Annotated in this window: 12 protein-coding genes; 7 read left to right on the top strand and 5 right to left on the bottom strand. The window is 64.6% G+C overall.

Translation table 11 applies throughout. From position 1 onward, the window contains the following. The first annotated feature begins 5 nt into the window (after nucleotides 1-5). Together pgk and CFE28_00125 are read left to right on the top strand one after the other, a co-directional pair. The gene (pgk, locus tag CFE28_00120) at nucleotides 6-1,208 is read left to right on the top strand and encodes a phosphoglycerate kinase (protein OYU68539.1); all 1,203 of its coding nucleotides are present in this window, start codon (nucleotides 6-8) and stop codon (nucleotides 1,206-1,208) included. 13 nt (nucleotides 1,209-1,221) lie between these two features. After that, nucleotides 1,222-2,286 (top strand): fructose-bisphosphate aldolase class II, encoded by a 1,065-nt coding sequence (locus tag CFE28_00125; protein OYU68540.1) that lies wholly within the window; start codon nucleotides 1,222-1,224, stop codon nucleotides 2,284-2,286. Nucleotides 2,287-2,331: 45 nt separating this feature from the next. On the opposite strand, the gene CFE28_00130 is transcribed toward CFE28_00125, so the two are convergent. Further along, nucleotides 2,332-3,978 carry an MFS transporter gene (locus CFE28_00130; GenBank protein ID OYU68541.1) on the bottom strand — a complete coding sequence of 549 codons (1,647 nt, stop codon included), beginning with the start codon at nucleotides 3,976-3,978 and terminating at the stop codon, nucleotides 2,332-2,334. Nucleotides 3,979-4,022: 44 nt separating this feature from the next. Beyond that, on the bottom strand, nucleotides 4,023-5,306 hold the full coding sequence (locus CFE28_00135) for a hypothetical protein (protein ID OYU68542.1): 1,284 nt from the start codon (nucleotides 5,304-5,306) through the stop codon (nucleotides 4,023-4,025). A gap of 133 nt (nucleotides 5,307-5,439) precedes the next feature. On the opposite strand from CFE28_00135, the gene CFE28_00140 reads away from it, so the two are divergent. Next, the gene (locus CFE28_00140) at nucleotides 5,440-6,036 is read left to right on the top strand and encodes a TetR family transcriptional regulator (protein OYU68543.1); all 597 of its coding nucleotides are present in this window, start codon (nucleotides 5,440-5,442) and stop codon (nucleotides 6,034-6,036) included. Next, on the top strand, nucleotides 6,033-6,500 hold the full coding sequence (locus tag CFE28_00145) for a hypothetical protein (protein OYU68544.1): 468 nt from the start codon (nucleotides 6,033-6,035) through the stop codon (nucleotides 6,498-6,500). Before CFE28_00140 ends, CFE28_00145 begins: the two co-directional genes overlap by 4 nt. A 5-nt stretch (nucleotides 6,501-6,505) precedes the next feature. Here CFE28_00145 and CFE28_00150 read toward each other — a convergent pair whose 3' ends face one another. The 3 genes from CFE28_00150 to CFE28_00160 all read right to left on the bottom strand — a co-directional run bounded on the left by CFE28_00150 (nucleotide 6,506) and on the right by CFE28_00160 (nucleotide 10,803). After that, nucleotides 6,506-7,990 carry an MFS transporter gene (locus tag CFE28_00150; protein ID OYU68545.1) on the bottom strand — a complete coding sequence of 495 codons (1,485 nt, stop codon included), beginning with the start codon at nucleotides 7,988-7,990 and terminating at the stop codon, nucleotides 6,506-6,508. An 89-nt stretch (nucleotides 7,991-8,079) separates the two neighbouring features. Beyond that, nucleotides 8,080-8,628, bottom strand: a complete 549-nt coding sequence (locus CFE28_00155; GenBank protein OYU68546.1) for a hypothetical protein — start codon at nucleotides 8,626-8,628, stop codon at nucleotides 8,080-8,082. 93 nt (nucleotides 8,629-8,721) lie between these two features. After that, entirely contained in the window at nucleotides 8,722-10,803 is a 2,082-nt protein-coding gene (locus CFE28_00160) for a 3-hydroxyacyl-CoA dehydrogenase (protein ID OYU68547.1), read from the bottom strand. 175 nt (nucleotides 10,804-10,978) lie between these two features. On the opposite strand from CFE28_00160, the gene CFE28_00165 reads away from it, so the two are divergent. The 3 genes from CFE28_00165 to CFE28_00175 all read left to right on the top strand — a co-directional run bounded on the left by CFE28_00165 (nucleotide 10,979) and on the right by CFE28_00175 (nucleotide 14,757). Next, nucleotides 10,979-11,764, top strand: a complete 786-nt coding sequence (locus tag CFE28_00165; protein ID OYU68548.1) for a 3-oxoacyl-ACP reductase — start codon at nucleotides 10,979-10,981, stop codon at nucleotides 11,762-11,764. Between the two features lie 68 nt (nucleotides 11,765-11,832). Next, on the top strand, nucleotides 11,833-14,541 hold the full coding sequence (locus CFE28_00170) for a hypothetical protein (protein ID OYU68549.1): 2,709 nt from the start codon (nucleotides 11,833-11,835) through the stop codon (nucleotides 14,539-14,541). Nucleotides 14,542-14,574: 33 nt separating this feature from the next. After that, nucleotides 14,575-14,757 carry a YnbE family lipoprotein gene (locus tag CFE28_00175; GenBank protein ID OYU68550.1) on the top strand — a complete coding sequence of 61 codons (183 nt, stop codon included), beginning with the start codon at nucleotides 14,575-14,577 and terminating at the stop codon, nucleotides 14,755-14,757. Nucleotides 14,758-14,767 lie beyond the last annotated feature (10 nt).

The following is a 14,767-nucleotide window of genomic DNA, read 5'->3' on the forward strand; positions in this document are numbered from 1 at the left end:
CCCAGATGACCTTCTCCACCCTCGACGACGCCCATCTGGCGGGAAAGCGCGCCCTGGTGCGGGTGGACTTCAATGTCCCCATGCACGAGGGCCAGGTTTCTGACGACACCCGCCTGCGGGCGGCGGTCCCGACCATCGAGAAGCTGAGGGCCGGGGGCGCGAAGGTTATCCTTCTGGCCCACTTCGACCGGCCCAAGGGCCGCTGGGTGGAGTCCATGAGCCTGGGCCCCATCGCCCCGGCCCTGGAAAAGGTCCTGGGGCATCCTGTGGCCTTTGCGCCGGACTGTGTCGGCAAGGACGTCGCAGCCGCCGTCGAGGCCATGAAGGCCGGAGATGTCCTGCTGCTGGAAAATGTCAGGTTCTATCCTGGCGAAGAGGCCAACGACCCGGCCTTCGCCAAGGCCCTGGCGGAGAATGGCGACCTCTATGTGAACGACGCCTTCTCGGCGGCCCACCGCGCCCACGCCTCGACAGAGGGTCTGGCCCATCTCCTGCCCGCCTATGCCGGCGAGCAGATGCGTCTGGAACTGTCGGCTCTGGACGCCGCCCTCGGCCGACCGCAAAGGCCGGTCATGGGCATTGTCGGCGGCTCCAAGGTCTCCACCAAGCTGGAACTCCTGCGCCATCTGGTGACAAAGCTGGACAAGCTGGCCATTGGCGGCGGCATGGCCAACACCTTCCTCTTCGCCCAGGGCCACGATGTCGGCGCCTCGTACTGCGAAAAGGAAATGGCCGACACCGCCCGCGACATCATCCGGCTGGCCGGTCAGAACAACTGCAAGCTCTTCCTGCCCCTGGACATTGTCGTCGCCGAGAAGATGGCGCCTGGCGCCCCGGCCCGGGTGCGCCATCTGGGCGCCCTGGATGATGACGAGCGGATTCTGGATGCGGGACCGGAAACCGTCGAGCGTCTGTGCCGGGCCATGGCCAACTCAAAGACCCTGATCTGGAACGGGCCTCTGGGCGTGTTCGAAATGCCGCCCTTTGACAAGGGCACGGTGACGGCCGCGAAATTCGCGGCAGAACTGGTCAAGGAAGGCAAGCTTGTGGCTGTGGCCGGAGGTGGCGACACTGTGGCCGCCCTGCACGCAGCAGGCGTTGCAGACGACTTCACTTTCGTCTCTACGGCTGGCGGCGCCTTTCTTGAATGGATGGAAGGCAAGGAGTTGCCGGGAGTGGCGGCTCTCTCGAAACAGAACAAACGATAAAGGAGCGCGCACCATGGCCCGGGTCACACTGAGACAACTTCTCGATCACGCCGCCGAGCAGGGCTATGGCGTTCCCGCCTTCAACATCAACAATATGGAACAGGGCCTGGCCATTATGGAGGCCGCCCAGAAGACCGACTCGCCGGTCATCATCCAGGCCAGCCGTGGCGCCCGCTCCTACGCCAATGACATCGTCCTCAAGCACCTGATCGACGCCCTGGCGGAACTCTATCCGCACATTCCGATCTGCATGCACCAGGACCACGGCAATGACGAAGCCACCTGCGCCACCGCCATCCAGCACGGCTTCACCTCGGTGATGATGGACGGCTCCCTGGCCGCCGACGGCAAGACCCCGGCTGACTACGACTACAATGTGCGGGTCACCAAGGCCGTGGTGGACATGGCCCACTGGGTCGGCGCCAGCGTTGAGGGCGAACTGGGCGTTCTGGGCTCTCTGGAAACCGGCATGGGCGAGAAGGAAGACGGGCACGGCTTTGAAGGCAAGCTCGGCCACGACCAGCTGCTGACCGATCCCGATCAGGCCGTGGACTTCGTCAAGGCTACCGGCGTCGACGCCCTGGCCATCGCCATGGGCACCAGCCATGGCGCCTACAAGTTCACCCGCAAGCCGGACGGCGACGTCCTGGCCATGAACGTGATCGAGGAAATCCACCGCCGCCTGCCCAATACCCACCTGGTCATGCACGGCTCATCCAGCGTGCCGCAGGACCTGCAGGACATCATCAACCAGTATGGCGGTCAGATGCCCCAGACCTGGGGCGTGCCGGTGGAAGAGATCCAGCGGGGCATCAAGCACGGCGTCCGCAAGATCAATATCGACACCGACAACCGCATGGCCATGACCGGCGCCATCCGCAAGATCCTGGTGGAGAACCCCGGCGAGTTCGATCCGCGCAAATACCTCAAGCCCGCCATGGACGCCATGAAGGCCGTCTGCCTGCAGCGCTTCGAGGAATTCGGCACGGCGGGACAGGCGTCAAAGATCCGCCCGATCCCCCTGTCGGACATGTCCAAGCGTTACGCCAAGGGCGAACTGACCCCGAAGATCGGCTGATCCGGACACCGGTCGGGCGGCTCCGCGCCACCCGACCCGCAGACGTCAGTCGACGTTCGCGCCGCGCATTTCCTTCACGAACAGGCCGCCGACCACCACGGTGAAGGCCGCGACGACAATCGGGTACCAGAGCCCGTAATAAATATTGCCTGTGGCCGCGACCATGGCGAAGGCCGTGGTGGGCAGGAAGCCGCCGAACCAGCCATTGCCCACATGATAGGGCAGGCTCATGGAGGTATAGCGGACCTGGGCCGGGAACATTTCCACCAGGGCGGCCGCCACCGGGCCGTAGACCATGGTCACATAGAGCACCAGCAGGAAGAGCAGGCCCACCACCCTGGGCTTGTCCATCTTCGCCGGGTCTGACTTGGCCGGATAGCCCGCCTTGGCCAGCTGCGCTGTCAGGGCCTTGCCCCAGGCCGTCCTGGCCTCGGTGAAGGCCTTTTTCTCCATGGCTCGGCCATCGAAGCTGGCCACCGTGGTCGTCCCGATCCTGATGGAGGCCACCGTCCCCGGCGCCGCCGCCTGGTTGGAATAGGAAACGCCTGCCGTTGCCAGGGCGGTCTTGGCGATGTCGCAGGACTTGGCGAAGGTCTGCTTGCCCACCGGGTCGAACTGGAAGGTGCAGTCGGCGGGATCGGCGATCACGGTCACCGGCGCGGAGGCGGTGGCTGCAGCCAGCTGTGGATTGGCCGCGACAGTCAGGGCCTTGAAGATCGGGAAATAGGTCAGGGCCGCCAGCAGACAGCCCACCAGAATGATCGGCTTGCGGCCGATCCTGTCTGACAGCCAGCCGAAAACCACAAAGAAGGGCGTCCCCAGCAGCAGGGCCAGGGCCACCAGCTGATTGGTCAGGACGCCGTCGACCTTGAGGGTCTTTTCCAGGAAGAACAGGGCGTAGAACTGGCCGGTATACCAGACCACAGCCTGGCCGGCGGTGAGGCCCAGCAAGGCGAGGATCACCAGTTTCAGATTGCTCCACTTGCCGAAGGCGTCGGTCAGGGGGGCCTTGGAGGTGGTGCCCTCATCCACCATCCGTTGAAAGACGGGGCTTTCGTTCAACTTTAAACGAATCCACAGACTGACCGCCAGAAGGAGGCTGGAAACCAGGAAGGGTATCCGCCAGCCCCATTCCTTGAAGGCCTCTTCGCCTACCTGGGTACGCACGAGGATGATGACGATCAGGGAGAGGAAGAGACCCAGGGTCGCCGTGGTCTGGATCCAGCTGGTGTAGAAACCCCGACGCCCGGGAGGCGCATGTTCGGCCACATAGGTGGCGGCGCCGCCATACTCACCCCCCAGGGCAAGGCCCTGGACTAGGCGCATGAGGATCAGGGCGATGGGCGCCGCGACGCCTATGGTCTTGTAGTCAGGCAGCAGGCCAACCGCGAAGGTCGACAGACCCATGAGCAGCATGGTCACGAGAAAGGTGTTCTTCCGACCCCAGAGATCCCCAAGCCGCCCGAAGACCAGGGCGCCGAACGGCCGCACCGCAAAGCCGGCCGCAAAGGCCATGAGGGCGAAGATATAGCCTGTGGTCTCGTTCACCCCTGAGAAGAAGTGCCCGGTAATGAAGCTGGCCAGGGAGCCATAGAGATAGAAGTCGTACCATTCGAAAATGGTGCCGGCCGACGATGCGCCGATGATCAGGCCATCATTGCGCGCGCCTGTCTTGGCGGTCTCTGTGGTCATGGTTCCCTCCCCCGGAATCTCGCGGGAGGTTAGGGGCGGAAATCTCAGCGGTCCAGCGGAGTCAGGGCCTTGAGCTGCAGACCTGCCCAGACACTGGCCGGGCGCTCGGCAAGGCGCTCGGCGCATAGGTTGCTGGCCAAAGCGGTTTCTCCGGCGCGGACGGCCGCGACCAGCAGGGTGCGCTGGAAGACATCGCGCTGGGCGTGGCTGCCGCCAAAGATGGAAAGCTGATGCCTCACTGGGGCGATGTGCCGGACCACAGCCGCGTAATCTTCACGCCCAAAGGCGACCAGGCCCCTGGCCACCGCCAGACCCGCCGTAGCCGTCGCGAGCCAGTTTGTCCCGCCACTGTCCGGCGTGCGGACGAGTTCCTCCAGCTCGGCGACCCTCCGCTCTGCTTCAGCAAGCCGACCGGCGCACACCATGGCCAGCAGGGCATGAAGGTCGTTGAATACATACCAGGGCGCCGGATCCTTGGCCGCCCAGGCGTCAGCCAGCCGGGACCAGCGATCCCCCACATCGATGCCGTCCAGATGCAGCCGCCAGAGCAGGCTGCCGCCATCGGCCATGGAAAGCGCTGTATCTCCCGTATCCGGCCCGGTGAGCACGGTGTCCAGGGCTGCGAAGGCGCCGGCATGATCCATCTGCTCCAGACCGAAGATCGCCCGGTGCCAGGCGCAGTGGATGCGCAGCAGGGTGTCCCGGGTCCAGGCCGGTCTACGCTGGTCGAGGAAGTCGATCCCTGTCTCGGTCTGGCCCAGCATTTCATTCACATGGGTCACGGCGTGGATGGCCCAGACATCCTCCGGGTCAGAGGCCAGGGCCGCCATGCCCGCAGTCCGGGCCCGGTCATACTCGCCGCATTCCTCAAGCCCGAAGGCCGCCATGCCCAGGACATAGCCGCGGCGCTCGCCCTCATAATGCGGCAGGGCGCGGGCGACCCGATCGCGCAGGTTCTTCGCCTCGCCCAGGAAGAAATCCAGCTGGTGGCCGACCAGCAGGGCCAGACAATCTGTCGGCGCCTCGGCCAGGCGGGCGTCGAGGATCCGGCTTGCGGCATGCCAGTCGCCAGCGATCCACTGCTCGATAGCGGCGGCGTGAGCCCGGTCTTCGTCAGACCGGGGCGCAAGACCCTCCAGGGCCCGGGCGCCGCCCAGGGCGTCCCTCTTCTCGCTGGCCATCAGGCCCAGATAGGCGCGCAGGGCCCTGGGCATGAAGGCCTCCGGGTCCCGGGACATGGCTGAATGTGTCGTCGCCACAACAAGGGGGTCGAACCGGAAGAGCTGGTCGATGGCGGCGTCCATCAGGTCGGCAGAAGCTTGGGTCATGCGGGCTCCGGGTTCAGCGTTTCTGCTTGTCCCTGTCATTCCAGGCCTCTGGCAAGCCTCGATTTGATGACCGGGGGTTTTGATTGCAGATTCATATTGACAGTATGACAGTCATTTTGGCAGTATTACTGCCATGCAGTCCTCGCCGACACTCCGAGCCCGCAATCGCGACGCAACATCCCAGCTGATCCTGGAGGCAGTGGGCCAGTGTCTGCGTGACACCAGCCTGACCGACCTGACCTTTGCACAGGTGGCCAGGGCCTCTGGCGTCGGCGAGCGGACGGTCTATCGCTACTTTCCTACCAAGGATCACCTGCTCGATGGCTGGTGGCGCGTTCACAAGCAAAGCCTGGGGCAGGAGACCTTTCCCAGCACCGCATCCGAACTGGAGGCCTTTCCCCTCAAGGCCTTTCCAAAGTTCGACGCCGACGCCGAGGTCATGCGCGGGGCCGTCCTCTCTCCGCAGGGGCGCGCCATGACACTGGCGCGGAACACGGATCGTATGCAGGCCATTCGTCTGGCCGTCCGGTCCGAGGTCGGCGAGCTCTCCGAGGAGGACGAAACCGCCCTCTGCGCCGCCCTTCAACTCCTGCAGTCAGCGACCGCCTGGCTGACCATGCGCGACTACTGGGGACTGACTGGCGACCAGTCCGGCGCTGCCGCCAGCCGGGCCATCCAGGCCCTGTTCAAACTCGCCCGCCAGGGCGAATACCCGGAGTTAAAGTCATGATCCTTCACGCTTCCATCTGCGCCCACGATCCCCTGAACGTCGCCCGGGTCCTGGCCGAACTCTGGACAGGCGAGGCCCTGCCCTTCGCCCCGGTGCCAGGCGCCTGGATCGCCATGGCCGGCGACGACCGCGGTTCAGGCATTGAGGTCTATCCAGCGGGGCGCGCCCTCATGCCCGGGTCTGGTGAGAACATGTTCGAGACCGTGGACCTTCCCCAGATCCCGGCCTACGGCTCGACCCATCTGGCCATCCAGAGCCCGCTGTCCCTGGACGAGATCAAGGCCATGGCCGCCCGTGAGGGCTGGCGCGCCGTGCAGTGTTCCCGGGGCGGCATGTTTGACGTCATCGAGTTCTGGTTGGAAGGCAGGACCATGATCGAAGTCCTGACCACCGACATGCAGGCGGACTATACGGCGACCTCGTCCATCGAAGCCTGGCGGGAAGCCATCGGCCAGATGGGCTGAAGGACCTAGCCTTCCTGTTCCGCCACAGCCCGGGCCCGGTGCAGGTCGGAAATCCGGGCGCGGGTGGCGGCATGGTCATGCTTCGAAATGCTGAACTGGGCGTAGAGCAGAACAGCGATCAGGCCCGGTATGAGCGAGATCGGGCCCATGAACAGGGCCAGCTGATGGACGATCTCCGGCGCCACAGTGCCGGGCTTGGCGCGTTCCGGGAAGGCAATCAGGGTCAGGACCAGTCCTGCCAGGGCCGCGCCGACAGCGGTGTCCAGTTTGGCGAACAGGGCGCGGGTTGAATAGAGAACCCCTTCCTGACGCAGACCGAACTTGACCTCGTTTTCGTCCGCCACATCGGCCAGGGCGCTCAGAACCGAAATGCTGAGAATGGCGCCAGATCCATAGCTGGCCGCCGAGAACGTCACGAGGGTGATCAGCAGTCGCGGGTCACCGTTCTCGAACATGAAGCCCGAAAGACGCAAGAGGACAGCCAGGCAGGGGAAGATTGCATTGCCAAGGGCCGACCAGATGATGATCCGGCGCTTGCTCCATCGGCCGTGCAGTCGCGGGGTCAGAAGCAGGGCCGCCACGAACCCGGCGGCGCTGCCGACCACATACCAGCGCAGCAGTTCTGAAGAGAGCTCCCAGTAATAGGTCGCCACATAGAGGTTCAGGGTTTCCCGAACCCCCAGCATCAGCGAGGCTGCAAACAGGCCGGCCAGCAGCCACACATAGTTGCGGTTGGCCAGCACCTTGCCGATGTCCTTCAGGAATTCAAAGGGCGAGAAGGGGGCCTGATCGGCCGGTGGCTTGGGCAGGCGGGGAATCTGGTCCCGGGTGAACCAGGACGATGCGAAGAGGATCGCCATGGCCGATACGGCGGCCAGGATGGAAAACGGCAGGTAGGGTTCAGGATTGAGCAGCCCCCGCGGATATTCCGGCGTCGCCTTGAAGAAGAAGGTCAGGGCGATGAGGGAAATGGCCGTTCCTCCGATCCAGGTCGAGAAATTGTTCCAGGCCATGACCTGGCTGCGCTCGATATAGGAATGGGAGAGCTCTCCCCCGAGGGCCAGGTGCGGTGTGTGGAACACCCCCATGGAAACTCTCAGGCCGACAACCGAACAGGTGAACCAGGCAAAGAGGGCGTTATGGTCCAATCCCGCCGGCGGATTGAAGATCGCAAAGAAGAACAGGGCGATGGGGATCGGGGCGGCGAACATATAGGGGTGCCGGCGGCCCCACTTGGATCGTGTGCGGTCTGACAGGGACCCGATGATCGGGTCAGCAAAGCCATCGATCACGAAGGACAGGGAAATGGCGAGACCCGCCATCCAGCCCGGCAGGCCAAGCACCTGATTATAATAGAGCAATCCATAGGAGCTCAGGGAAAACAGGGCGATCGTTTCGGCGGCGCTGCCAATGCCGAAGGCCAGCTTTGTCCGCAGCCTCAGGGGCGGCGCTTCAGCCGATGCGTCTCCGACGGAATGTCCATCGCCCATTTCCGGCCTCCCAGCCAGCTTGTGGTCGCTGGTCAATCCAATAGGAGGGGCGATTGCGACCCCCGTCAAATGGAACCCGGAGGGAAGGCCTAGAAGCTGGAGCCGGGCGTCAGGAGGAACTCCAGCTCTTCGGGAGTCGAAGCTCGCCCAAGGATCTCGTTTCGGTGCGGAAAGCGACCAAAGCGATCGATCACCGCCTTGTGCCGAATTTCGAAGTCCAGGTTCCGCTCCAGACCCGGCTGGGAGAACAGGCGGACAGCCTCCAGATGGACGATGGCGGACTCACTGTGCATGTAGGGCATGTAGAGGAAGGCGCGGGCGTCGGGGCCCAGAGCCTTGTCGGCGCCCAACTCCACTGCGGTCTGGGCGAGGATCAGGGCGACGGGATCATTGCTGAAGGACTGGGGCTGACCCCGATGAATGTTCCGGGAAAACTGGTCGATGACGATGATCTCCGCCAGCCGGCCCTCGGCGGTTGCCCGCCAGGACCAAAGCTCGCCGCGCACGGCGGCGTTCAGCACTTCGCCGAAACGGGCGGCGACCTCTGAGTCAAAGGCGTCAGACTTATGGAACCAGGCCTTGGGGGTGATTTCGCGGAACCAGAAATCGATAACGCTGTCGGCTTCAGCCAGGGTCATTGCGCGCAAATCCTCAAATCACAGGCCGATCCTACAGCAAAAAGGGCGCCCCTGCGGACGCCCTTCCCACTTTTAGTTCAATATTGAACGACCCTAGAGGTCGGAGAACTTCTTGCCGTCGGCGACCAGCTTTTCGAGGGCTGCAGCAGGCTTGAACTCATCGCCCATGGTGGCCTGGAACTCCTGCATCTTGGCCAGCACCTTGGCCGCGCCGATCTGGTCGCCGTACCACATGGGGCCGCCGCGATAGACAGGCCAGCCATAGCCGTTCTGCCAGACCACATCGATATCGCTGGCGCGGATGGCCTTGCCCTCTTCGAGGATCTTCATGCCCTCATTGATCATCGGATAGATGCAGCGCTCGAGGATTTCCTCATCGCCGATGGTCCGGGGATTGGCGCCCGACTTGACGATGAAGTCGTGGATCACCTTCTCGGTGAAGGGGCTGGGCTTGGCGTTGCGATTCTCGTCGTAGTCGTAATAGCCGGCGCCGGTCTTCTGGCCCCGACGATCGGCTTCACACAGGACGTCTCGGATGGTGGCGCCGTTGGACTTTTCCTTGACCCAGCCGATATCCAGGCCGGCCAGATCGCTCATGGCGAAGGGGCCCATGGGGAAGCCGAAGTCATAGAGAACGCGATCGATATCCCAGGGCATGGCGCCTTCCAGCACCAGCTTCTGGGCTTCCCGCTGGCGGGCGCCGAGAATGCGGTTACCGACGAAACCGGGGCAGACCCCGACCAGGGCGGCGACCTTGCCGATCTGCTTGGCCAGCTTCATCGACGTGGCGATGACGGACTTCGAAGTGTGATCCGCGCGGACGATTTCCAGCAGCTTCATGACATTGGCCGGCGAGAAGAAGTGCAGGCCGATCACCGCTTCAGGACGCTTGGTGACCGAGGCGATCTCGTCAATGTTCAGGCCAGACGTGTTGGTGGCCAGGATCGCGCCGGGTTTGCAGATGGCGTCCAGCTTGGTGAAGATGTCCTTCTTGATGTCCATGCGCTCGAACACCGCCTCGATGACCAGGTCGACGTCGGCGAAGGACTCTTCCATGGAGAGGGAGCCGGTGATCAGGGCCATGCGCTCTTCCACCTGGGCGGCGGTGATGCCGCCGCGGGCGGCCGTGCGCTCATAGTTCTTGCGGATGGTGGCCAGGCCGCGATCCAGGGGCTCCTGCTTCTGCTCGACGATCACCACGGCGATGCCGACATTGGCGAAGTTCATGGAAATGCCGCCGCCCATGGTGCCGGCGCCGATCACGCCGACCTTCTTGATCGGGATCAGGGGGGTGTCATCCGGAACGTCCGGGATCTTCTGGGCCTGGCGCTCGGCGAAGAAGGAATAGCGCTGGGCGGCCGACTGGCTGCCGGTCATCAGTTCGCCGAACAGCTTGCGCTCCACGGCCAGGCCTTCGGCGAAGGGCAGGTTCACCGCCGCCTCGATGCAGCGGATATTGTATTCCGGCGCCAGGAAGCCGCGGAACTTGCGGGCATTGGCCTTGCGGAAGTCGGCGAAGATTTCCGGCTTGCCGCGGGCGGCCTCGACCTTGGTGTTGTTGTCGCGGACCTTGACCAGGGGGCGACCCTCGGCGACGGCCTTGCGGGCGAACGCGACGGCGCCTTCCTTCAGCTTGCCTTCCTCGACCAGTTCATCGATCAGGCCCATGGCCAGGGCTTCCTTGGCCGGGGCGTGACGACCCGAGGTCATCATTTCCAGGGCCTTTTCAGGGCCAGCGACCCGGGGCAGACGCTGGGTGCCGCCGGCGCCCGGCAGCAGACCCAGATTGACTTCCGGCAGACCGAAGCGGGCCGAGGGCACGCCCACGCGATAGTGGGCGACCAGGGCCACTTCCAGACCGCCGCCCAGGGCCGTGCCATGAATGGCGGCGACCACCGGCTTGGGCGAGTTCTCCATGGTGTCCTGCACGTCCTGCAGGGAGGGGCCCTTCATGGCGCCGCCGAACTCGGTGATGTCGGCGCCGGCGATGAAGGTGCGGCCTTCGCAGATCAGCACGATGGACTTGGCGGCCGGATCGGCGATGGCGGCCTTGAAACCTTCGAACAGGCCTTCGCGGACATTGGCCGACAGGGCGTTCACCGGCGGCGAGTTCAAGGTGATGACGGCCACATCCCCGTCGAGGGTTAGGTCGGTCACCGAATTGATGGCGGTCATGTCTGGGCGTCCTCACTGGGGTGGATGAGACCGTCTCTCATGGGACGGTCCTGGAAGTTTCAAACGGCTGTTTACAGGGGCCCGGGCGGGGGGGCGAGTCAAAACTGCCGGGTCTTTGCCCGGTTGGCCGGGCAGTCTATGACCGTGATCTCATCAATCTGGAAGGAGGGGCGAAATGGCTCTGGACATGTTCTCGCTGAAGGGCCGCGTCGCCCTGGTCACCGGCGGTTCCCGCGGCATCGGCAAGATGATCGCCGAAGGCTTTCTGGCGCAGGGCGCCAAGGTCTATATCTCATCGCGCAAGGCGATGGTCTGCGACGCGGTCGCCGCCGAACTCTCGGTGAATGGCGCCGAGTGCATCTCCCTGCCCCAGGACATTTCCACGGTTGAAGGCGCCCAGACCCTGGCCCGCCGCATGACCGAGCTGGAGCCCAAGCTCGACATTCTGGTGAACAATGCCGGCGCCGCCTGGGGCGCGCCCTTTGATGAGTTCCCCGAGAGCGGCTGGGACAAGGTCATGGATCTGAACCTCAAATCCCCCTTCTTCCTGACCCAGGCCCTGCACAAGGCCCTGGCCGCCGCCGGCACCCATGAGGCGCCGGCCAAGGTGATCAATATCTGCTCCATCGACGGGATCCGCCTGAACCCGCAGGAGACCTATTCCTACCATGCCTCCAAGTCGGGCCTGATCTATCTGACCCGCCGCATGGCCGCCCGCCTGGTGGAGGACAACATCAATGTCACCGGCATTGCGCCTGGCGCCTTCGCTTCGGAAATGAACCGGGTCGCCCGGGATCAGGGCGACGCCATCGCCAAGCGCATTCCCTCCCGCCGCATTGGCCGGGACGAGGACATGGCAGGCGCGGCTATCTATCTGGCCAGCCGGGCCGGCGACTATGTGGTCGGTGAAACCATCGCCGTCGACGGCGGCGTCGCCCTGGCCAGCTTCGGCGGCCTCTAGCGGTAATATAGGTCACGTTTCCGGCGGGTTTCAGGGCTATAGCTGAGGCCTCACCGGAGATCTGATCCTTGACGGAGCCGACCCCCTCCCCCGCCCGCAGTCCAGCGCTCCGACGCCGGGGCTGGTGGCTGGCTGGTGGTCTGGCCCTGACCGCCGCCCTGGCGGGTGGAGCGGCCTGGCAGGAGCGTCAGACCATCGGGGCCTCGGTCCTGAAATCATGGCTGGAAGACCAGGGGGTCGAGGGGGACATCTCCTTCACCCGGTTTGGCCCCGGCGGCCTGTCTGGCGCCCTGCGGATCGGACCGAAAGACCGGCCGGACCTGACAGTGGATGTGGCCGAGGTCAGCTATGACCTTCGCGGACCCTGGAATGGCGGCGCCCTCGCCGCTGATTTCAAGCAGGTGCGGCTGGTTCGGCCGGTGCTCAGGGGGGAATGGCGGGATGGCGCCCTGCGATTTGGCAGCCTCGATCCCCTGATCCGGAAGTTGCTGGCCCAGCCGCGGGACCCTGACCGCAGGGTTCCGGATCTGGTTCTGGAGAATGGCCGCCTGACCCTGGCGACTCCTGCCGGAAACTTTGAAGGGTCGGGTTCAGGCGAAGCGAAATCGGGCCATCTGGTTCGTCTCGACGTCCGCCTCGCCCCCACAGAAGCGCGGTCAGCGGCCATGCAGGCCAGGCTGAAATCCGCCGAGCTTCACCTGGTTCGGCGGGAAGACCGGCTCGTCTGGGCCGGGGATCTGTACGCCGACTCCCTCAAGGGGGAAGGACTGGCCGCCCACGGCCTCGAATTGCGCCTGACCGGCGAGAGCCCCTATCCGGACCTCAGGACCGGCCGAGCTGATGGCCGCGCGAACCTTGTGCTGACGTCAGGCTTCCAGGACCTGACCACGTCGGGGGTCACGGTGAGGGGCATTTCGCAGACCACGAAATTTGAGGGCGACCTGTTGGGTCAGACGGCGAGCGGCCATATGCAGACCCGCTTCTCGACCGGGACCTTGCGATCCGGGGGGAACCTTGCCCTGGACAGGCTGACAGGGGCCTTCGCCGGTCCTGCCAGACTGACTGCGGACGGCCTGACCCTGACCCTGGGGGGCGGCGCCGAGACTGCTGGCAGCATCAGTGGACGGCGCTTCGTCCTGAAGGCGCCCGGACAGTCGTTAAAGATCAATATTGACAAGGCCATGGTGGCACAGGGCCAGGGCCCCTTTGATCTGGCCTCCGAAGGCGCTGTGGCCAAGATCAATCTTGACCGTTACCGCCTGGAGGGAGGGAGGCTGACCGCGAGTGGGCGCCTGGCCGCCCGGGGCTCCATCGGCCCGATCCAGGACGGCGCCGTCGACCTGAAGGCTGACCTTGCCGTCGCAAATGGCGTCGTCCGGGTGATGGCCCGGGGCTGTGCGCCGGTCACCGCGAAGCGCATTGATATGGGAGCAAATTCCATATCGGGCCTCTCGGCGGAAGTCTGCCCGACACGTATCGAAGCGGGCGCCTCTGGCCTGAAATTGGCGGGGGACTACCGGAAGGTCTCTGGGCAGGCGGCGGATCTGGAGGTCTCGATCACCGACGGCGAGGGACGCATCCGGGCTTCCGGACCTGATCTCGCCTTCGAAACCACCATCTCGCGGGTGAAGGTCAGCGATCTGGCCGCCTCCCGTCGTTTCCAGCCGGTCTTCGCCACGGGGCAGGCCAGAGGCTCTGATACGGCGCTGACAGGAGAATTCCGGGTCACGGACGCCTATGGCCGGCCTCTGGCTGAGGTGGGACTCAGGCATGCCGGAGGCGCCGGAGGCGTTACCGTTGAAACGGGCGCCCTAGTCTTCGCCGAAGGGGGCCTGCAACCCCGTGATATCTCGCCCCTGGCCTCCAGCCTTGGGTCGCCTGTGGCGGGACAGGTAAGGTTCCAGGGAGCCCTGGACTGGAAGGGCGAGAGCCTGACCAGTCGCGGAAACCTGGATATCGCCGGTCTGGATTTCATCAGCGCTGCAGGTCCTGTGAAGGGTCTGAAGGGTCAGATCGCGCTTGGGAGCCTCCTGCCCCTGAAGGCCGCGCCGGGCCAGACCCTGCATGTGGACAGCGTGGCCAGCCTGGCCGCCCTGACCAATGCCGAGGTCACCTTCGGCCTCGACCACGACGCCCTGCAGGTGGCGGCGACAGGGTTCAGCCTGGCCCAGGGACGTGTGGTGCTGGAGCCGTTCGAAATTCCCCTCGCCGCCAATGCGCCGTGGTCAGTTGTCGCCGATCTCAAGGGCGTGCAGCTGTCGGAGCTGGTGGAGGCTTCGCCCTTTGCCGACCGCATGGACCTGACGGCCAGGGTGGACGGCCACATTCCCCTGAGCTTCCGCAAGGGGACAGTGCAGATCGCCGGGGGAGAACTGCACGCCATCGAGCCAGGCCGACTGTCCATCCGGCGCGAGGCCCTGACCCAGGTGCAGGCCAGACCCACATCAGCAGCGGCTCTTGTCGATCCCTATTCCGACTTTGCCTTCCAGGCTCTGGAGAACCTGGCCTTCACCCAGCTGGACGCCCGGGTAGACAGCCTGGCCGATGGCCGGCTCGGCGTCCGGTTCCACATCAAGGGCGAGCACAGCCCGCCGGTGAGTCCTGAAATCAGACTGACCCTTCGCGAACTCCTGACCCAGAAGATCAAACGGACCCTTCCCTTGCCAAAAGGCGTTAAGGTGGACCTGTCCCTGGATACCTCGGTCAATCTGGACCAGCTTCTGGACGACTTCGACAAGTATCAGACGCTTCGAAATTCAGCCGCCGTTCAGCCTTGACCCTGCATCAGAGACCATGACCCGGAGCCCGAAATGACCAAGAGACTTCGTCCCGTCCTCGCCCTGCTCAGCCTCTCGGCCCTGGGCGCCTGCGCCATTCCTGTCCATGTACAGGTCGACCCGATCACCATCTACGCCAAGCTGGACGCCAATGTCCGCCTCCAGCTGGACGAGGACGTGAAGTCCCTGATCCAGAAGAACCCGAACCTGTTCTAGGGAACCCGCA

This window comes from Alphaproteobacteria bacterium PA2, assembly GCA_002256425.1.
Taxonomy (GTDB): Bacteria; Pseudomonadota; Alphaproteobacteria; order Caulobacterales; family Caulobacteraceae; genus Phenylobacterium.

Bases quoted from the DNA above. Each gene is read 5' to 3' on its own strand.
- pgk (OYU68539.1), top strand. From the start codon at position 6: ATGACCTTCTCCACCCTCGACGACGCCCATCTGGCGGGAAAGCGCGCC.
- CFE28_00125 (OYU68540.1), top strand. From the start codon at position 1,222: ATGGCCCGGGTCACACTGAGACAACTTCTCGATCACGCCGCCGAGCAG.
- CFE28_00130 (OYU68541.1), bottom strand. From the start codon at position 3,978: ATGACCACAGAGACCGCCAAGACAGGCGCGCGCAATGATGGCCTGATC.
- CFE28_00135 (OYU68542.1), bottom strand. From the start codon at position 5,306: ATGACCCAAGCTTCTGCCGACCTGATGGACGCCGCCATCGACCAGCTC.
- CFE28_00140 (OYU68543.1), top strand. From the start codon at position 5,440: ATGCAGTCCTCGCCGACACTCCGAGCCCGCAATCGCGACGCAACATCC.
- CFE28_00145 (OYU68544.1), top strand. From the start codon at position 6,033: ATGATCCTTCACGCTTCCATCTGCGCCCACGATCCCCTGAACGTCGCC.
- CFE28_00150 (OYU68545.1), bottom strand. From the start codon at position 7,990: ATGGGCGATGGACATTCCGTCGGAGACGCATCGGCTGAAGCGCCGCCC.
- CFE28_00155 (OYU68546.1), bottom strand. From the start codon at position 8,628: ATGACCCTGGCTGAAGCCGACAGCGTTATCGATTTCTGGTTCCGCGAA.
- CFE28_00160 (OYU68547.1), bottom strand. From the start codon at position 10,803: ATGACCGCCATCAATTCGGTGACCGACCTAACCCTCGACGGGGATGTG.
- CFE28_00165 (OYU68548.1), top strand. From the start codon at position 10,979: ATGGCTCTGGACATGTTCTCGCTGAAGGGCCGCGTCGCCCTGGTCACC.
- CFE28_00175 (OYU68550.1), top strand. From the start codon at position 14,575: ATGACCAAGAGACTTCGTCCCGTCCTCGCCCTGCTCAGCCTCTCGGCC.